Annotated in this window: 17 protein-coding genes, 1 pseudogene and 1 riboswitch; of the genes and pseudogenes, 12 read left to right on the top strand and 6 right to left on the bottom strand. The window is 64.2% G+C overall.

Features of this window, described 5'->3' with window-relative positions; all coding sequences use genetic code 11:
* Window positions 1-47 precede the first annotated feature (47 nt).
* The 4 genes from DIC66_RS06980 (at window position 48) to DIC66_RS06965 (ending at window position 4,197) form a co-directional block, all read left to right on the top strand.
* Window positions 48-965, top strand: a complete 918-nt coding sequence (locus tag DIC66_RS06980; protein WP_117175433.1) for a YicC/YloC family endoribonuclease — start codon at window positions 48-50, stop codon at window positions 963-965.
* Window positions 966-1,000: 35 nt separating this feature from the next.
* Entirely contained in the window at window positions 1,001-1,621 is a 621-nt protein-coding gene (gmk, locus tag DIC66_RS06975; protein ID WP_117175892.1) for a guanylate kinase, read from the top strand.
* Window positions 1,622-1,636: 15 nt separating this feature from the next.
* Entirely contained in the window at window positions 1,637-1,840 is a 204-nt protein-coding gene (rpoZ, locus tag DIC66_RS06970) for a DNA-directed RNA polymerase subunit omega (RefSeq protein WP_117175431.1), read from the top strand.
* A gap of 98 nt (window positions 1,841-1,938) precedes the next feature.
* Complete coding sequence (locus tag DIC66_RS06965) at window positions 1,939-4,197, top strand: RelA/SpoT family protein (protein WP_117175890.1); 2,259 nt, start codon at window positions 1,939-1,941, stop codon at window positions 4,195-4,197.
* 29 nt (window positions 4,198-4,226) lie between these two features.
* Here DIC66_RS06965 and greB read toward each other — a convergent pair whose 3' ends face one another.
* A complete protein-coding gene (gene greB, locus DIC66_RS06960; protein ID WP_117175429.1) occupies window positions 4,227-4,787 on the bottom strand; it encodes a transcription elongation factor GreB in 561 nt (186 codons plus the stop codon).
* Window positions 4,788-4,987: 200 nt separating this feature from the next.
* Here greB and DIC66_RS06955 point away from each other — a divergent pair, with 200 nt between their 5' ends.
* Window positions 4,988-6,253, top strand: coding sequence for a nitronate monooxygenase (locus tag DIC66_RS06955; RefSeq protein WP_117175427.1), 1,266 nt, complete (start codon window positions 4,988-4,990; stop codon window positions 6,251-6,253).
* Window positions 6,254-6,626: 373 nt separating this feature from the next.
* Here the strand turns inward: DIC66_RS06955 and DIC66_RS06950 are convergent, their stop codons facing one another.
* Window positions 6,627-7,532 (bottom strand): acyltransferase, encoded by a 906-nt coding sequence (locus DIC66_RS06950; RefSeq protein WP_117175424.1) that lies wholly within the window; start codon window positions 7,530-7,532, stop codon window positions 6,627-6,629.
* A gap of 225 nt (window positions 7,533-7,757) precedes the next feature.
* Here DIC66_RS06950 and DIC66_RS06945 point away from each other — a divergent pair, with 225 nt between their 5' ends.
* Both DIC66_RS06945 and DIC66_RS06940 read left to right on the top strand, forming a co-directional pair.
* On the top strand, window positions 7,758-8,021 hold the full coding sequence (locus DIC66_RS06945) for a hypothetical protein (protein WP_117175422.1): 264 nt from the start codon (window positions 7,758-7,760) through the stop codon (window positions 8,019-8,021).
* 85 nt (window positions 8,022-8,106) lie between these two features.
* Window positions 8,107-9,705: a methyl-accepting chemotaxis protein gene (locus DIC66_RS06940; protein ID WP_233505818.1), complete on the top strand. Its 1,599-nt coding sequence runs from the start codon at window positions 8,107-8,109 to the stop codon at window positions 9,703-9,705.
* Here the strand turns inward: DIC66_RS06940 and DIC66_RS06935 are convergent.
* The 4 genes from DIC66_RS06935 to thiO are packed head-to-tail and all read right to left on the bottom strand — an operon-like array spanning window position 9,702 to window position 12,514.
* Entirely contained in the window at window positions 9,702-10,379 is a 678-nt protein-coding gene (locus DIC66_RS06935; RefSeq protein WP_117175420.1) for a thiamine phosphate synthase, read from the bottom strand. The two genes, DIC66_RS06940 and DIC66_RS06935, sit on opposite strands and share 4 nt — an antisense overlap.
* An 8-nt stretch (window positions 10,380-10,387) precedes the next feature.
* Window positions 10,388-11,221 (bottom strand): thiazole synthase, encoded by an 834-nt coding sequence (locus tag DIC66_RS06930; protein ID WP_117175418.1) that lies wholly within the window; start codon window positions 11,219-11,221, stop codon window positions 10,388-10,390.
* 1 nt (window position 11,222) lies between these two features.
* Window positions 11,223-11,432 carry a sulfur carrier protein ThiS gene (gene thiS / locus DIC66_RS06925; protein ID WP_117175416.1) on the bottom strand — a complete coding sequence of 70 codons (210 nt, stop codon included), beginning with the start codon at window positions 11,430-11,432 and terminating at the stop codon, window positions 11,223-11,225.
* The gene (gene thiO, locus DIC66_RS06920; RefSeq protein ID WP_117175414.1) at window positions 11,429-12,514 is read right to left on the bottom strand and encodes a glycine oxidase ThiO; all 1,086 of its coding nucleotides are present in this window, start codon (window positions 12,512-12,514) and stop codon (window positions 11,429-11,431) included. The genes thiS and thiO overlap by 4 nt, the downstream gene beginning before the upstream one ends.
* Before the next feature lie 152 nt (window positions 12,515-12,666).
* A riboswitch (TPP riboswitch) is annotated at window positions 12,667-12,779 on the bottom strand.
* Between the two features lie 78 nt (window positions 12,780-12,857).
* On the opposite strand from thiO, the pseudogene atzF reads away from it, so the two are divergent.
* The 5 genes and pseudogenes from atzF to DIC66_RS06895 all read left to right on the top strand — a co-directional run.
* A pseudogene (atzF, locus tag DIC66_RS06915) lies at window positions 12,858-14,177 on the top strand (allophanate hydrolase); the annotation flags it as partial.
* A gap of 11 nt (window positions 14,178-14,188) precedes the next feature.
* Window positions 14,189-14,416 (top strand): AtzG-like protein, encoded by a 228-nt coding sequence (locus DIC66_RS06910; RefSeq protein WP_117175410.1) that lies wholly within the window; start codon window positions 14,189-14,191, stop codon window positions 14,414-14,416.
* A complete protein-coding gene (locus DIC66_RS06905) occupies window positions 14,413-15,810 on the top strand; it encodes an AtzE family amidohydrolase (protein ID WP_117175408.1) in 1,398 nt (465 codons plus the stop codon). The genes DIC66_RS06910 and DIC66_RS06905 overlap by 4 nt, the downstream gene beginning before the upstream one ends.
* 1 nt (window position 15,811) lies before the next feature.
* On the top strand, window positions 15,812-16,195 hold the full coding sequence (hpxZ, locus tag DIC66_RS06900) for an oxalurate catabolism protein HpxZ (RefSeq protein WP_117175406.1): 384 nt from the start codon (window positions 15,812-15,814) through the stop codon (window positions 16,193-16,195).
* A gap of 115 nt (window positions 16,196-16,310) precedes the next feature.
* A complete protein-coding gene (locus tag DIC66_RS06895) occupies window positions 16,311-17,429 on the top strand; it encodes a BMP family ABC transporter substrate-binding protein (RefSeq protein ID WP_117175404.1) in 1,119 nt (372 codons plus the stop codon).
* The last annotated feature ends 3 nt before the right edge of the window (window positions 17,430-17,432 follow it).

Raw genomic sequence — 17,432 nt, 5'->3', positions numbered from 1 at the left:
CAAATCAGGTTATTCTCGGGGCCCTCCCTTTGACCCGAGAACCCGCAATGCCAGTTTACAGCATGACTGGCTATGCCAGTGCACAGCACAGCACAGCCAACGCCCTGCCCAATGCCGACAGCCGCGGTCCTGCCGCAGCCCAGTTGGGACTGGAAATCCGCTCCGTCAACAGCCGTTTTCTGGACCTGACCTTTCGCCTGCCCGAAGACCTGCGCCAGTTTGAGCCCACGCTGCGCGACCTGATCATTGGCAAGCTCAAGCGCGGCAAGGTCGAGGTGCGTGCTTCCATTGAGACAACCAACGCCAGCGGCGTGCCCGAGGCCAGCCCCAAACTGCTGCAGCGCCTCAACAGCGCGCAGGACAGCATCAAGTCCTGGCTGCCGCTGGCCTCGCCCTTGAGCGTGGCCGACGTGCTGCGCTTTGCCGCCAGCGAGCAGTCGGGCGTGCGTGACTGGAGCGAAGACCTGATGCCGCTGGCCCAAACCGTGGTGAAAGAGTTGCTGGGCGCACGCCAGCGCGAAGGTGGGCGCCTCTCAAGCATGCTGAGCGAACGCCTGGAGCAGCTGCGCGCCCTGGCCGCACAGGCCACACCGCTGGTGCCTCAACTGGTGGAGCAACAGCGCCAGCGCTTTCTGGACCGCTGGAAGGAAGCCATGGCCCTGACCGAGGGCAGCACCCTGCCCGAAGCCGCCCAGGACCGCGCCCTGACCGAGGCCACCGCCTTTGCCATCCGCATCGACGTGGCCGAGGAGATCACCCGCCTGAACTCGCACCTGGATGAGATCGAGCGCCTGCTGAAAAAAGGCGGCGAGGTCGGCAAACGCCTGGATTTCCTGATCCAGGAGCTGCACCGCGAGGCCAACACCATGGGCTCCAAGTCCACTGCGCTGGAGCTGACCCATATTTCGGTGGACATGAAGGTGCTGATCGAACAGATGCGCGAGCAGGTTCAGAACATAGAATAGGCCGACTCCAGCCACCCGCAGCAAAAGCCATGTCCATGGACTATCCCGGTAATCTTTTTGTCGTCGCAGCCCCCAGCGGGGCGGGCAAGTCCAGCCTGGTCAAAGCCTTGCTGGAGCTCGACTCCCACGTACAGCCCTCGGTGTCCCACACCACCCGAGCGCCTCGCGGCCAGGAAAAACACGGGCGCGAGTACTTTTTTGTGTCCGGCAGCGAGTTCGACGCCATGGTGGCCAACGACGCTTTTGTGGAATGGGCCCATGTGCATAACCAGCGCTATGGCACCTCCAAGAAGGCGATTGAAGAGCGCATGGCACAGGGTGCAGACGTGATCCTGGAAATCGACTTCCAGGGCGCGCTGCAGATCAAGAACATCTTCTCCAACGCGGTGTGCATCTTCATCCTGCCACCCAGCTGGGACGAGTTGCGCGCACGGCTGGAGCGGCGTGGCGAGGACGCCCCCGACATCATCGAACTGCGCATGAAAAACGCACAGGCCGAGGTGATTCATGCCGATAAATTCGACTTCGTTATAATCAACGAGTTGTTTGACCGTGCGCTATTCGATCTGAAAGCCATTGTTCACTCCCAGCGGCTCAAGTTTTCGGCGCAGCGTCGTGCCCGGGCCGAAACATTCAAAGCATTGCACATCCCTTAAGTATTGGAGACATTCATGGCCCGTATTACCGTTGAAGATTGCCTGGAAAAAATCCCCAATCGCTTCCAGCTCGTCCTGGCCGCCACCTACCGCGCGCGCATGCTCAGCCAAGGCCACACCGCCAAGATCGAAAGCAAGAACAAGCCCGGCGTGACCGCCCTGCGCGAAATCGCTGCCGGCAAGGTGGGTATCGAGATGCTGAAAAAAGTGCCCCTGTAAGCACATCAGGCACCAACCAAAAACACCGCTTGCGGTGTTTTTTTTCGCTTGGGACTTTGCGCACTGCAGGGCCACTGTCCCTGCGCTACATTTGGAGCATGGGCAACGCGATTACTTCCAAGCCACCTGCCGTCAGTACGGCGGTCGCCAATGCCGCGTCCGCCAGTTTTGCCGGCCTCACCGCGCGCCTGGACTACCTGTCGGCGGGCGACGTGGAACAGGTGCGCATGGCCTACCGTTTTGCCGACCAGGCCCACCTGGGCCAGATGCGCAACAACGGCGAGCCCTACATCACCCACCCGATTGCCGTGGCCCTGCAGTGCACCGAGTGGAAGCTCGACGCGCAGGCCCTGATGGCCGCCCTGCTGCACGACGCCATGGAAGACTGTGGCGTGACCAAGGTGGAATTGATTGAGCGCTTTGGCTCCCCCGTGGCCGAACTGGTGGACGGGCTGACCAAGCTCGACAAACTGCAGTTCAACACCCGCGAAGAAAACCAGGCCGAGTCCTTCCGCAAGATGCTGCTGGCCATGGCGCGCGATGTGCGCGTCATCCTGATCAAGCTGGCCGACCGTTCGCACAATATGCGCACCCTGTCGGACATGCCCAAGTCCAAATGGAACCGCATTGCCTCGGAGACCCTGGACATCTACGCGCCGATTGCGCACCGCCTGGGCCTCAACAGCACCTACCGCGAGCTGCAGGACCTGTCCTTCAAACACCTCAAGCCCTGGCGTTACGCCATTCTGAGCAAGGCCGTGGCCAAGGCGCGCAGCCGCCGCCGCGACCTGATCCAGAAAGTGCAAAAAGAAGTGGAAGCCGTGTTTGCCGCCGCCGACATGCCGGTGCGCATCGCCGGGCGTGAAAAAACGCTGTATTCGATTTTCAGCAAGATGCAGTCCAAGCACCTGAGCTTTGCCCAGGTGACCGACATCTACGGCCTGCGCGTGCTGGTGCCTACGGTGATCGACTGCTACAAGGCGCTGGGCATCCTGCACCAGCTCTACAAGCCCGTGCCGGGGAAGTTCAAGGACCACATCGCCATTGCCAAGGTCAACCGCTACCAGTCGCTGCACACCACGCTGGTGGGCCCGGCCGGCATCAATGTGGAGTTCCAGATGCGCACCGAGGCCATGCACCTGGTGGCCGAGTCGGGCGTAGCTGCGCACTGGCTCTACAAGGCCAGCCACCCCAACGACCTGAGTGCGGACCGCACCGGCAACCAGTGGCTGCAGTCGCTCTTGGACATCCAGGACGAGACCCGTGACGCCGCCGAGTTCTGGGACCACGTCAAGGTGGACCTGTTCCCGGATGCGGTCTATGTGTTCACGCCCAAGACGCAAATCCTGGCCCTGCCGCGCGGCGCCACGGTGGTGGACTTTGCCTATGCCATCCACAGCAACGTGGGCGACCGCACGATTGCCGCGCGCATCAATGGCGAGCAGGTGCCCCTGCGCACCGAACTGAAAAACGGTGATGTGGTGGAGGTGGTCACGGCCCAGGTGTCCTCGCCCAACCCCAACTGGCTGGACTTTGTGCGCACCGGCCGCGCCCGCTCCAAGATCCGCCACCACCTCAAGACCATGGAGCAGACCGAGTCCGAGAGCCTGGGTGAGCGCCTGCTGCAGCAGGCCCTGCGCTCCGAAGGTTTTGAGTTCCTGCCCGAAACGGATCCGACCTACACGCCCACGTGGGACAAGCTGCTGCGCTTCACCGGCAACAAGACGCGCCTGGAGCTGCTCACCGACATTGGCCTGGGCAAACGCATTGCCAACATCGTGGCCAAGCGCCTGGTGCTGCTGCTTTCTGAGGCCGGCCACAAGCCCGACGCCCTGCTGCTCACGCGCGAGCGCTTTACCGCCCATGAGTCCGGCACCAGCGGCGCCATCACACTGGACGGCAGCGAGAGCGCTTCGGTTCAGTTTGCCCAATGCTGCCGCCCTATTCCCGGCGACAAGATTCTGGGCTACCTGGGGCGCGGCGAGGGTCTGGTGGTGCACCAGCACGACTGCCCCGTGGCGCGCAAACTCAAGGCCAAGGACGCCGAGCGTTTTATCGGCGTGGACTGGGCCGAAGACCCGGTGCGTTCCTTCAAGACTGGTGTGACCGTCACCTGCAGCAACGGCAAGGGCATGCTGGCCCGTATGGCTACGGCCCTGGCCGCGGCCGAAGCCGACATCATCGACATCGACATGGGACAGGAAGGCGGCCAGGAGGCGCGCGAGTTGCGCTTTCTGGTGGCCGTGCGCGATACCGCCCACCTGGAGGTGGCACTGCGCAACCTGCGCCGCGCGCAAAGCGTGCTCAAGGCGGTGCGCAGTGGCAGCGCAAACAATGGGAGCGGCAACGAAACCTGATACCGGGCCAGCCTGGCACCGGCGTCTCCTCAGCCTGGGACGGGAGCCGGGTACTGCACGGCCAGCACCTCGATGTTGCCCACCCGGTCGGGCATGACCAGTTTGAGCTCATCACCCACCCTTGCCTTGAGCAGTGTGCGTGCAATCGGTGAAATCCAGCTCACCTCCCCCTTGGAACTGTCGGCCTCGTCGATGCCGATGATGCGCACCGTGCGCTCCACCCCGGCGTCATCCGCATAGGTGACGGTAGCGCCAAAGAAGACCTGCTCATTGCCGTGGTGCACGGCCGGGTCGGCAATCTCGGCGATTTCCATGCGTTTGGTCAGGAAGCGGATGCGCCGGTCGATCTCGCGCAGGCGCTTCTTGCCGTACAGGTAGTCACCGTTCTCCGAGCGGTCGCCGTTGCTGGCGGCCCAGTGCACCACCTCCACCACCTTGGGGCGCTCGTTGTCTATCAGGTCCAGCAGCTCGGCCTTGAGCGTGGCATAGCCCTGCGGCGTGATGTAGTTTTTGCCGCCCGAGGGTATTGCGGGCAGTTGCAGTTCGTCTTCGTCCGTATCGTCGGACTCTTTGGTAAAGGCCTTGCTCATGGCATGGACTGTAGCAGCGACCACCCAGGAAAACACGGGGGACCCAAGCTTGCAACCGGGGTCATAAAATGGTCTATTGATCCAACTACGCCTGTACAGGCAACGGCCTGCCTGATAATCCGGTATGGCCGCATGATTGGCGACCGGAAAACCGGGCATACCCCCTTGAACCGCATTTTGAGACCCCGAACGGGATGGCAATGAAACGACTAGATGATTTTCGGCTGCGCTTTGGCAAACAGGAACTGGTGCCCATCATGATTGGCGGCATGGGCGTGGACATCTCCACGGCCGAGCTGGCCCTGGAAGCCGCCCGCCTGGGCGGCATAGGCCACATTTCTGACGCCATGGTGCAGGACGTGTCGGACCGCCGCTTTGACACCAGCTTCGTCAAGGAAAAGACCAAGCTCTACAAGCACAACATCGACAACTCCGACAAGAGCCTGGTGCAATTCGACCTGGGCCGCCTGGCCGAGGCCACCAAGCTGCACGTGGGCAAGACCATGCAGGCCAAAAAAGGCCCGGGCATGGTGTTTGTGAACTGCATGGAAAAGCTGACCATGAACGGGCCCAAAGAGACCCTGCAGGTGCGCCTGAACTCCTCGCTGGATGCTGGCATTGACGGCATTACCTTGAGTGCCGGTCTGCACCTGGGCTCGTTTGCCCTGATGGCCGACCACCCGCGCTTTCGCGATGCCAAGCTGGGCATCATCGTGTCTTCGGTGCGCGCGCTGCAACTGTTCCTGCGCAAGACCTCGCGCCTGAACCGCCTGCCCGACTTCATCATCATCGAAGGGCCCCTGGCCGGCGGTCACCTGGGCTTTGGCCTGGACTGGGCGCAGTTCGACCTGGCCACCATCGTCAAGGAAATCAAGCTCTATCTGGAAACCGAGAAGCTCGACATTCCGCTGGTGGCAGCCGGTGGCATTTTCACCGGCACCGACGCGGTGAACTTCATGGAAATCGGCGCCTCGGCCGTGCAGGTGGCCACACGCTTCACCGTGGCCCACGAATGCGGTCTGCCCTCCAAGGTCAAGCAGGAGTACTTCCGCGCCAGCGAGGAAGACATCATCGTCAACACGGTATCGCCCACTGGCTACCCCATGCGCATGCTGAAAAGTACGCCCGCCATTGGCTCCGGCATTCGCCCCAACTGCGAGGCCTACGGCTACCTGTTGGACGGCAACGGCGGTTGCGCCTACATCAACGCCTACAACGAGCAGATCAAGATCCATCCGGATGGCAAGAACATCTCGGTGGTGGACAAGACCTGTCTGTGCACCCACATGCGCAACTACAACTGCTGGACCTGCGGCAGCACCACCAACCGGCTCAAGGACACGACCTACAAGCTGCCGGATGGAACGTATATGGAGCTCAGTGCGGAGCACATCTTCCGCGACTACCAGTTCAGTGTGAACAACGAAATTGCCATGCCGGAGATGCCGGAGCTGGTCAAAGCGTAAAAACCACAAGAGGCCGCAAGGCCTCTTTTTTTTGGGTGCTTGTTTGTGTGTCGCTGCGGTGGCATTTTCTCTCTCGCTGCACGGAAAGGGGGTATGCCGGGCACCTCATGGCGGAGTACCGCAAATCGGCGCCCGGCATACCCCCTTCCCGCGCGTCCCCGTGTGAACCAGCGTTGCAAGACATCGCGCGCCGGTTAGGACCATTGGCAGGTTGAGCTGTGGGTACCCGGCGTTCGGTATTCACCGGCAAGCGCAGCAACGCTCCAGTGAGCAGGTGGGGCAAGGGCGGGCGACGATTTGTGGTACTCCACCATGAGGAGCTCGCCCTTGCCCCACCTGCGCACCCACCCGCAGGCACACAAGGAACCCGGACTCAGACGCGCCTGGCCCCCGCCAACATCGCGCCCAACTCCGCATCCTTGTGCTGCCAGACTTCGTCCAACCAGCGGTGGAAAGACTTGCGCAACGCCCGGTCGTTCTCGTAGTCGCCAGTACAGAACTCCAGTGGAATCTCCACCTGCCGCACCCGCAGCACCGCACGTGAGGACTGACCGCACAGGTACTGCCAGAAGGTCGGAATACCGTCGGGGTAGGCAATGGTGGCGTCCACCAGGGAATGGAACTGCGCGCCCATGGCATTGAGTGCCATGGCCATGGCGCCGGCCTTGGGCTTGAGCAGGTGCACATAGGGCGAGGCCTGGGTATCGTGCTTGTCTTGCGTGAAGCGCGTGCCTTCCACAAAGTTCATCACCGAGGTAGGCGTGCGGGCAAACTTGGCGCAGGCGCGGCGCGCGCTGTCACGGTCGTCGTTGCGCAGGTTGGGGTTCTTGCGCAGGGCCGCGCGCGAATGGCGCTTCATGAAGGGGAAGTCCAGCGCCCACCAGGCCAGGCCGATCACCGGCACATAGAACAGTTCGGCCTTGAGAAAAAACTTCAACACCGGTATGCGGCCGTTGAGCGCGTCCTGCAACACAAAGATGTCCACCCAGGACTGGTGGTTGCAGTTCACCAGGTACCAGTCGTTGTAGCGCAGGCTCTCCACGCCCTCGATGGTCCAGTCGGTGCGGTGGGCCAGGCGCATCCAGGCGCTGTTGCAGCGCGTCCAGGCCGAGGCAATGCCGTTGATCAAAGGGTCCAGGCGCGACAGCGCAGCCTCAAACGGCAGCACAGCCTTGCACAGCGCCAGCACAAACAGCAGCAGACACCAGAACAAGGTGTTGATGGTCAGCACCAGAAACGACAGGGCACCGCGAACCGCCGGTGGCAAAAAACCCAACATGTAGACAACCCCAGAAAGTCAGCCAAGCGCCCTCAGGCTGAAGGCATGGGCTGATTGTCGCAAACATTGTGCCCGCCATTCCCTCAGCCACGACTTGGCTGCTGGCGGATGAATGTATGAATGCGGACAATACGCAAAGCATGGGGCCATGCGTGAAACCATAGTGGGCACTCCAAGCCACAACCAGGCAGCACAAGACTGCCAAACCGCCCCAAGGAGTACCCCATGAACACGCCCTCCACACCGCCCGACCGCAACCAGCTGAGCAGGAATCTGGTGCAAGAGCTGCTCGACATGCGCGATGCGCTGGTCACACTGAGCCTGACCCTCAAGGACTGGCAGTTCGAGCTGGACCAGCAAGGCCGCAAGGCCGCACAAAAAGAAGCCGATGCCATGCTCAACCCCATGCGCCTAAAACCACAGCCCCAGCCACAGCCGCAAGAAGATCTGATGCACATCAAGAGCCCCCGCAATAGTTCACCCGGCTGAAGCCGTGTGGCCTAGCATGGCGTTTACCGGTTGATTCACATCGCCATATCGGCGATATCCCAGAGGTAGCCGGCAATATCAAGCCATGCACATTTCTTCCTCACGCTGGTCCGGCCTGGGCCTGCAACGCAAGCTGCAACTCCTGATCCAGGGCATTTTGCTGGTCATCCTGCTGGCTGCCCAATACTGGATATCCGACGCCATCCAGCACCGCTCCCTGCGGGCAGCCGAAGACCGAACCGCCACCGTGGCCGATGGCGTGATCAATGCGCTCAACACCCTGATGTCCACCAAAGTCGAAGGCCACGATGTGATTGACGACCCCAAGGTGCGTGAACTCTTTATCCGCAAAATGGGTGAGTCCGAACGACTCAAGGAGTTGCGCGTGGTGCGCGGCAAGGGCGTGATCGACGAATTCGGCCCCGGCCTGCCCAACCAGGCGCCGGTGGATGACATGGACCGCAGCGTGCTGGCCAGCGGCGTGACGGCCTACCGCATGGATGACAGCCAGGCCGGTGCCACCACCCTGCGCGCCGTGATTCCCTACATCGCCCGCAAAAATTTCCGCGGCTCCAAATGCCTGGAGTGCCATGGCGTGGATGAAGGTGCGGTGCTGGGCGTGGTCAGCATCACCTCGGATATTCAGGCCGACCGCGAGAGCCTGCGCCACATCAACCTGCTGCTGTGGTTGGGCCAGGGCTTGCTGCAGATCGTGCTGTTTTTTGCCATTGGCGCCATCGTGCGCAGCCAGCTGAGCTCACTGGGTGCCGAACCCTCGGAGGCCACCGAATTGGCCAAGCGGGTAGCCGCAGGAGAACTCGACACCCCTATCCGCCTCAAGCCCCAGGATGACCACAGCATGATGGCCCAGCTGGGTTTGATGCAAACCAGCCTGTCGCAGATTGTGGCCAAGGTACGCCATGGCTCGGAAGGTGTTGCGATTGCCAGTGCAGAAATTGCGCAGGGCAACCACGACCTTTCGGCCCGCACCGAGCAGCAAGCTGCAGCGCTGGAGGAGACTGCTTCGTCCATGGAACAACTGGGTGCTACCGTGCGGCAAAACGCCGCTTCGGCCACCGAAGCCAATCAACTGGCAGCCAATGCCACGCAGGTCGCTGAACGCGGTGGCGCCGTGGTGGGCCAGGTGGTGTCCACCATGCGCGGCATCAACGAATCGTCCCACCAGATATCGGCCATCATCAGCGTGATTGACGGCATTGCCTTCCAGACCAACATCCTGGCGCTCAATGCGGCGGTGGAAGCCGCGCGTGCCGGTGAACAGGGCCGCGGCTTTGCCGTGGTGGCCTCGGAGGTGCGCTCGCTGGCCGGACGCAGTGCCAGTGCCGCCCGGGAGATCAAGGCCCTCATCCAGACCAGCCTGGACAAGGTGGAACAGGGCAGCGAACTGGTGGACCGGGCCGGAGCCACCATGACCGAGGTGGTGGACTCCATCCAACGCGTGGCCGACATCATGGCCGCCATCACCACCGCCAGCAACGAGCAGGCCAGCGGCGTCATGCAAGTGGGCCAGGCCATTTCGCAAATGGATGAGGCCACCCAGCAAAACGCGGCACTGGTGGAAGAAATGGCGGCGGCAGCCGGCAGCCTCAACACCCTGGCGCAGGAGTTGGTGCAAACCGTGTCGGTGTTCAAACTGGCCGGGGCCGCGCAAGCGCGCAGCTAGGCCGGGCCTGCCAGGCGCAAGCCACAGAGAGCCGCCTCCTGCGGATTGCTGGCCTGCGTCACGGCGCTGACCACGGCCACGCCGTTCACCCCACAGGCCATCACGCCGGGCAGGCGCTCCAGCGATATGCCGCCTATGGCCACGACGGGACAGGGGCTGACGCCCTGCGTCCACACCCGCAGCTGCTCCAGACCCACCGGGGCATAGGGCATGACCTTGAGTGTGGTCGGGTACACCGGGCCAATGGCCAGGTACGAGGGCTGGGCCAGGCTGGCCAGTGACAGCTCTTGCGGGGTGTGGGTGCTCAGCCCCAGGCGCAGGCCGGAGCTGCGCAAGGTGGCGCGCTCGGCATCGCTCAGGGCGGCCCAATCTTCCTGCCCCAAGTGCACGCCGTAGGCGCCCTCGGCCACGGCCTCGCGCCAGTGGTCGTTGATGAAAACCTGCGCTCCGGGCGTGGCGCGACCGGCGGCTACGGCTGCACGAACCTGCTGCTGTATGGCCGCCGCCCGGTGGTCTGCGTCTTCGCCTGTGTCTAGCGGTTTGAAGCGCAGCTGCACGGTGCGCACGCCCCATTGCAGCAGCTGCGCCACCCAGGTGGCGTCAGGCACCACCGGGTAAAAGCCCAGGCGCGCGGTCAAGGATGCAAAGGGTGTTTCGGGTGTGGTGAGCGGCATGGGTTTCCTCAGGGCGCATGCCAGAAGGGCATGCCTACGGTGGGGGTGGATGCCTGGGCGGAACTGCGCTCGGGCATGGGTGTGGAGAGATATGCGTTGCGGCCGGCGGATACGCCCTCTGCAAAGGCACGCGCCATGCGCACCGGGTCACCGGCCTGTGCCACGGCGGTATTGAGCAGCACCGCATCAAAGCCGAACTCCATCACCTGCGTGGCGTGCGATGGGCGGCCCAGACCGGCGTCCACCACCAGCACAGCATCGGGCAGGCGCCTGCGCAAAGTCTCCAGCGCATAGGGGTTCATGGGGCCACGGCCGCTGCCAATCGGCGCGGCCCAGGGCATGACAGCAGCGCAGCCCGCGCCATGCAGGCGCTGCGCCGTGACCAGGTCATCGGTGGTGTAGGCAAAAACGGCAAAGCCTTCGCGCACCAGACGCGTGGCGGCGTCCAGCGTGGCCGCCAGATCGGGCTGCAGGGTGTAGTCATCGCCAATGACTTCGAGCTTGATCCAGGGCGTGCCAAAAATCTCGCGCGCCATCTGGGCCAGCGTGACGGCCTCGTCGGCGCTGTGGCAACCGGCGGTGTTGGGCAACACGTGGCAGCCCAGCGATTGCACGCGCTGCCAGAAGTGGTTGCCGCCACCGCTCTCGGGCTGCAGCCGGCGCAGGCCCACGGTCAGCACCTCGGTGCCGCTGGCGGCCACTGCCTCGCTGAGCACCTGCAGCGAGGGGTAGTGGGAAGTGCCCAGCAGCATGCGGCTGCTGAGGGTGACGCCACCCACCGTCCAGGGGCCGGTGGCCACAGGGTTCAAGGTGTCGGCCGCTGGTGTCGAGGGAGTTTGCATGTCAGCCTCCGGTGATGGGTGCGATCACATCCACCCGGTCGCCGCTCTGCAGGGCGCGCTGGGCCCACTGCGTGCGCGGCACGAAGGTGTTGTTGATGGCGCAGGCAAAGGCAGCATTGAGCTGGTGGCCGCGCTCTTGCAACAAGGCCTGCAAATGGGCAGCCCGGGTTTGCACCGGTGCGCCGTTGACGTAGATGTCATGGGGGTTCATGGACTCAGTTTCTCCAGTGTGTGCATCAAAGATTCCACCAGGGCCGGTGCGCACAGGTAGCCGTGGCGGTACAGGCCGTTGATGTGCCAGACACCGTCTCGCAGGGTGCAGGCGGGTTGGTCGTTGTCCAGGGCCGGGCGCAGGGCGGCAGAGGCCTGCAGCACACGGGCTTCGCCGAAGGCGGGGTGCAGGCTGTAGAGGGCGCTGCCCAGCTCCAGCATGGAGCGCAGCGTGATGGGGCCGCTGTCCTCGGACTCCAGTTCCGTGGCCCCCACCACAAAGACGTTGTCGGGGCGCGGCACCACATACAGCTGGTAGCGCGGGTGCATCAGGCGCACCGGGCGCTGCAGTACGACGCCACGGCATTCGACGCGCAACACCTCGCCGCGCACGCCCCGCAGTTCGCCTAGCAGCGGCTTGCTGCCTACGCCGCGGGCGTCCACCACCAAGTCCGCCGCAATCTCCAATGCCTCTGGGCCACGGGTGGCAAGCAGTCGGTTGGCCTGCAGGGTGTGCACAGTCACGCCCTCATGCCACACCACGCCCAAGCGGTCCAGCGCGTGTGCCAGCGCCACCATCCACTGGTCGTTGGCCAGCTGGCCTTCGCCCTGCAAATGCAGGCCATGGCCAAAGCGCCCGGCCAGGGCGGGCTCCAGCGTGGCCAGTTGTGCTGCGTCCAGGCTTTGCACCTGCTGCTGGAAGGCCGCCGGCAGCTTGTGCTGCAACAGCCGCGTGAAGTGGGCCAGCGAACTCTGGTCCGGCGCGTGGGCCACCACCAGCGAGCCCTGCTGGCGGTAATACACCGGTGACGCCGCAGCAGCCGGGCTGCTGGCCTGCAGCTCTTCAATCCACTGCGGCCACAGCGCCATGGAGCGCTGGCCCAGTTCAAACACCACGGCGTCCGACACGGCCAGCTCTGCCAACGGCGAGAGCATGGCTGCAGCCACCATGGACGCTGTGTCCTGCGCCGCGCGGCTGCGCACATCCAGCAAGGTGACGCGGCAGCCCGCGCGCAGCAGGCGCCAGGCCAGCAGGCGCCCGGCCAGACCGGCACCGGCAATGGCCACGTGCAGCCCACCCAAGGCCGCGCCTGCTACCGGCGTGCGCGGACCCGCAAAGGTGCGTTGCGGGGCTTGGGTAGCTGAAGCGTTTGGGTGCAAGGCGATCTCCGGATCAAGGTGGAGCCTGCCTGGGCGACCGGTGGTGCTGTGCGTCAAACGCCAGGAATGGGCCGGTGCCAAGTTGCGTTGTTCCCTACGCGGGAATGACCCCGATCAGGTTCAGCGGGTTCCACAAAAACAGTGGTCTCAGCCCCGACTTTCGTCTTGGGCGCCCCGACAAGCACGCGCAGTGTAAGCGATGTACGCGAGGCCTGTGGCATAGCTCTTGCATCGCATCCTTGGATACAAGATTGGATGCCTGAATATGGTGCAAGCCCTCTCGACCGCCATCTCGACTGCCCAGCAAGCCCCCGCCGATCTGGCCGCCCATGCCTGGATCAGCCGCGTGCAGGCGAGCGCACCCCTGGTGGCGCAGGGACCGCTGAGCGGCCTGACCTTTGCCGTCAAGGACAACATCGACGTGGCCGGCCTGCCCACCACGGCGGCCTGTCCGGCCTTTGCGCACCTGCCCCAGGAGAGTGCCACCGTGGTCACACGGCTGCAGCAGGCCGGTGCACAGGTTCTGGGCAAGACCAACCTGGACCAGTTTGCCTGTGGCCTCAACGGCACGCGCTCGCCCTATGGCGCGGTGCCCAATGCCTTTCACCCAGACTACGTATCAGGTGGCTCCAGCTCCGGCTCGGCCTATGTGGTGGCCACCGGCCAGGTGGACTTTGCGCTGGGCACCGACACGGCCGGTTCGGGCCGGGTGCCGGCGGGCCTGAACAACATCGTCGGCCTCAAGCCCAGCAAGGGGCTGATCAGCACCCGGGGCGTGCTGCCTGCGGCGCAGAGTGCGGACTGCGTGTCCATCTTTGCGCGCAGCGTGGGCCTGGCCGCAGAGGTACTGGCTGTGGCCATGGGGCATGATGCCAAAGACCCCTATTCACGCGTCCTGCGGCTCTTGAGCAGGCCCTTCCCAGAGGCCTTTGCCTTTGGCGTGCCCGATGTGCTGCAGTTCTTTGGCGACGCACTGGCCGAGCAGGCCTTTGCCCGCGCCGTGCGCCAGTTGCAGGCTCTGGGCGGCAGGCCGGTGACTGTGGCTTATGCCCCGCTGGCCCAGGCCGCCGCCCTGCTCTATGAAAGCGCCCTCGTGGCCGAACGCTACGCCGCCATCCGCAGCTTTTTCGACGCACATGAAAAGGAAGTGATGGAGCCGGTGCGCAGCATCATTGCCAGCGGCCGCCAGTACAGCGCGGCCGACGTATTTCAGGCGCAGGCGCAGTTGCAGTCCCTGGGCCAGCAGGCCCACACCATGTGGACCGATATCGATGTGCTGCTGCTGCCCACCGCCCCTACGCACTACACCATAGAGCAGATGCAGGCCGACCCGGTGGCCCTGAACCGCAACCTGGGCACTTACACCAACTTCGTCAACCTGCTGGACTATGCGGCGCTGTCGGTGCCCAGCGAAATCCGCCCCGACGGCCTGCCCTTTGGCATCACCCTGGTGGGCCCCTGCGCCAGTGACTGGCAGCTGGCCGAACTGGGTCAGCGCTACCACCATGCCACGGGCATGCTGCAAGGCGCACTGGCCACGCCGCTGCCCGCACCCACCACCATCCCCCATATCGACACCACGCCCTGGAGCCCCGCATGAACGACGCCGATGTTTTGGCCTATGTGAAAGCTGCCGCGACGCTTTTGCAACTGCCGCTGGACGACGCGCGAGCGCACGCGGTAGCCGGTCATTTGGGCCGCACCCTGCTGCTGGCGCGCCAGCTCGAAGCCTTCCCCATGGCACTCCAGGAAGAGCCCAGCGAGATCTTTTGCCCGGCCGAATTTCCTGCGCTGCGCGACAGCGACTACCGGAGCGCCCCATGAGCGCAGCCACCCCCACCACCGTGCAACTGGCACGCGCCATTGCCAGCGGCGAGCGCAGTGCACGCGAGGTGCTGGAGGCCACGCTGCAAACCATTGAAGCCACCAACCCCCAGGTCAACGCCTTCATCGACCACACCCATGCGCGTGCACGGCGCGAGGCCGATGCGGTGGACGCCCTGCGCCAGTCGGGCGCCGTCCTGCCCTCCCTGGCCGGAGTGCCCTATGCCGTGAAGAACCTGTTTGATGTGGAAGGCCTGGTCACCCTGGCCGGCTCCAAGGTCAACCAGGGCATGCCGCCTGCACAGGCCGATGCGGCATTGATCACGCAAATGCAGAAGGCCGGTGCCGTGCTGGTGGGCACGCTCAATATGGATGAGTACGCCTACGGCTTCACCACCGAAAACTCCCACTACGGCCCCAGCCACAACCCGCACAAGCTGGCGTGCACGGCCGGTGGTTCCTCGGGCGGCTCGGGGGCGGCCGTGGCCGCAGGCCAGGTGCCGATTGCCCTGGCCTCCGACACCAATGGCTCCATCCGTGTACCAGCTTCATTTTGCGGCGTGTGGGGCCTCAAGCCCACGTTCGGACGCCTCTCGCGCCGGGGCAGCTACCCCTTTGTGCACAGCATTGACCACCTGGGCCCGCTGGCCGATTCGGTGGAGGGCCTGGCCCTGGCCTATGACGCCCTCCAGATGCCCGACTCCCAAGACCCCGGCTGCCACGCGCTGCGCGTGCAGCCCGTGGGCCAAATGCTGGGCCGGGGCAGCCAGGGCCTGCGCATCGCGCGCCTGGGCGGCTACTTTGAAGAGCTGGCCACGCCATCTGCCACCGAGGCCGCAACCACCGCCGCACGCACGCTCAACACCCCGGAAATAGCACTCTGGCCGGACGCCGCACTGGCGCGCGCGGCCGCCTTCATCATCACCGCCAGCGAAGGCGGGCGCCTGCACCTGGCGGATCTGAAAACCCGCCTGGACGACTTTGAGCCGCTGTCGGTGGACCGCTTTCTGGCCGGTGCCCTGCAGCCCACTGCCTGGTACCTGCGCGCCCAACAATTCCGCCGCATCTACCGCGAACGCGTGCTGGCGCTCTTCAAGGACTGGGATGTGCTGGTCGCCCCGGCTACACCCTTGAGCGCGCCGCTCCTGGGTGCAGAGTGGCTGGACATCAACGGGCAGCAGATGCCCTGTCGCCCGTCAATTGGCCTGCTGTCGCAGCCCATCTCGTTTTCCGGCTGCCCGGTGGTGACGGCGCCGCTGTGGCCCAGCGGCACTGGCGGCATGCCCATCGGCGTGCAGCTGATTGCCGCCCCTTGGCGCGAAGACCTGGCCCTGCGCGCCGCCCAGAGCCTGCAGGACGCAGGCATTGCACACCTCAAAACCGTGAAGCTCTGACATGGACATCAATATCCCCCACGTGCTGCAAGAGCTGCAGTCCATCAGCGACCAGTACGAGGCCGCCCTGGTGGGCAACGATGTGGCCGTGCTGGACACGCTGTTCTGGAACAGCGAGCACACGCTGCGCTATGGCGTGGGCGAGAACCTGTACGGCTATGCGGCCATCCAGGCCTTTCGCGCGGCGCGCCCATCCACCGGCCTGGCGCGCACTGTTTTGCGCACCTGCATCACCACTTACGGGCATGACTTTGCCACGGTGAACATCGAATTCCAGCGCACAGGTGCCAGCCGCAGCGGCCGCCAAAGCCAGACCTGGATGCGCACGCCCGCAGGCTGGAAGGTGGTCAGTGCCCATGTCAGCCTGCTCGAAGCCGCGCCCTGAAACCGCCGCCGAAAAAACCGGCACAGAATTTGCACACCATCTTGTATCCAAGAATAGTCGTGGATTTTCCGCACTGTTTTGGACCTCCCTCAACCCGCCACCAGGAACCCAGACCATGACACTGCAGAACCCCAACCGCCGAGATTCCATCAAGACCATCGCCGCACTGGGCGCCGCCAGCACGCTGGGCTCCTGGAGCACCCTGGCGCTGGCCCAGAAGCCCATCACCGTGGGTTGCATCTATGTGGGTGCCAAGGACGACTACGGCTACAACCAGGCCCAGGCCGAAGCCGCTGCTGCCATCAAGAAAATGCCGGGCGTGAAGGTGGTGGAAGAAGAGAACGTGCCCGAAACCGCCGCCGTGCAAAAGTCCATGGCCGGCATGATTGCGCAGGACGGTGCCAGCGTGCTCTTCCCCTCCAGCTTCGGCTACTTTGACCCCCACATCCTGGCCCTGGCCGGCAAATACCCCGACGTGCGCTTTGCCCACTGCGGCGGCATGTGGACCGAGGGCAAGCACCCCAAGAACGTGGGCAGCTACTTTGGCTACATCGACGAGTGCCAGTACCTCAACGGCGTGATCGCCGGCCACATGAGCAAGAGCGGCAAGATCGGCTTTGTGGCGGCCAAGCCCATCCCCCAGGTGCTGCGCAACATCAACTCCTTTTTGATGGGCGCGCGCTCGGTCAAGCCCGGCATCACCTGCTCGGTGATCTTCACCGGTGACTGGTCCATCGCCGTCAAAGAAGCCGAGGCCACCAACAGCCTGTGCGACCAGGGCGTGGACGTGATCACCATGCACGTGGACGGCCCCAAGGTGATTGTGGAAACCGCGGCCAAGCGCGGCAAGATGGTCTGCGGCTACCACGCAAGCCAGGCCAAGCTAGCCCCCAACGCCTACCTGACCGGAGCCGAATGGAACTGGCTCACCGCCTACAAGGCCGTGATCGAAGCCGCACAAAGTGGCAAGCCGCACCCCAATTTCATCCGCGGCGGCCTGAAGGAAGGCTACGTGAAGATGTCGCCTTATGGCGCCATGGTGACGGACGCCGCCAAGAAGCAGGCCGACGACGTGAAGGCCAAGATGGTTGCCGGCAAGTTCGACATCTTCAAGGGCCCGCTCAAAGACAACAAGGGCAACATCGTGGTGCCCGCAGGCAAGACCTTTGCGCAGACCGACATCGAGCTGGAGAAGATGAACTACCTGGTCGAAGGCGTGATCGGCTCCATCTAAAGC

The organism is Rhodoferax lacus, from assembly GCF_003415675.1.
GTDB classification, from domain to species: Bacteria; Pseudomonadota; Gammaproteobacteria; order Burkholderiales; family Burkholderiaceae_C; genus Allorhodoferax; species Allorhodoferax lacus.
Note: the sequence above shows the minus strand (reverse complement) of the source record. Positions and strands in the feature narration are given on the sequence as shown.

Excerpts from the sequence above, each read along its gene's own strand:
- DIC66_RS06930 (WP_117175418.1), bottom strand. The coding sequence starts at position 11,221 with ATGCAAACTCCCTCGACACCAGCGGCCGACACCTTGAACCCTGTGGCC.
- thiS (WP_117175416.1), bottom strand. The coding sequence starts at position 11,432 with ATGAACCCCCATGACATCTACGTCAACGGCGCACCGGTGCAAACCCGG.
- DIC66_RS06910 (WP_117175410.1), top strand. The coding sequence starts at position 14,189 with ATGAACGACGCCGATGTTTTGGCCTATGTGAAAGCTGCCGCGACGCTT.
- DIC66_RS06945 (WP_117175422.1), top strand. The coding sequence starts at position 7,758 with ATGAACACGCCCTCCACACCGCCCGACCGCAACCAGCTGAGCAGGAAT.
- DIC66_RS06940 (WP_233505818.1), top strand. The coding sequence starts at position 8,107 with ATGCACATTTCTTCCTCACGCTGGTCCGGCCTGGGCCTGCAACGCAAG.
- hpxZ (WP_117175406.1), top strand. The coding sequence starts at position 15,812 with ATGGACATCAATATCCCCCACGTGCTGCAAGAGCTGCAGTCCATCAGC.
- gmk (WP_117175892.1), top strand. The coding sequence starts at position 1,001 with ATGGACTATCCCGGTAATCTTTTTGTCGTCGCAGCCCCCAGCGGGGCG.
- rpoZ (WP_117175431.1), top strand. The coding sequence starts at position 1,637 with ATGGCCCGTATTACCGTTGAAGATTGCCTGGAAAAAATCCCCAATCGC.
- greB (WP_117175429.1), bottom strand. The coding sequence starts at position 4,787 with ATGAGCAAGGCCTTTACCAAAGAGTCCGACGATACGGACGAAGACGAA.
- DIC66_RS06965 (WP_117175890.1), top strand. The coding sequence starts at position 1,939 with ATGGGCAACGCGATTACTTCCAAGCCACCTGCCGTCAGTACGGCGGTC.
- DIC66_RS06935 (WP_117175420.1), bottom strand. The coding sequence starts at position 10,379 with ATGCCGCTCACCACACCCGAAACACCCTTTGCATCCTTGACCGCGCGC.
- DIC66_RS06895 (WP_117175404.1), top strand. The coding sequence starts at position 16,311 with ATGACACTGCAGAACCCCAACCGCCGAGATTCCATCAAGACCATCGCC.
- DIC66_RS06905 (WP_117175408.1), top strand. The coding sequence starts at position 14,413 with ATGAGCGCAGCCACCCCCACCACCGTGCAACTGGCACGCGCCATTGCC.
- DIC66_RS06980 (WP_117175433.1), top strand. The coding sequence starts at position 48 with ATGCCAGTTTACAGCATGACTGGCTATGCCAGTGCACAGCACAGCACA.
- DIC66_RS06950 (WP_117175424.1), bottom strand. The coding sequence starts at position 7,532 with ATGTTGGGTTTTTTGCCACCGGCGGTTCGCGGTGCCCTGTCGTTTCTG.
- DIC66_RS06955 (WP_117175427.1), top strand. The coding sequence starts at position 4,988 with ATGAAACGACTAGATGATTTTCGGCTGCGCTTTGGCAAACAGGAACTG.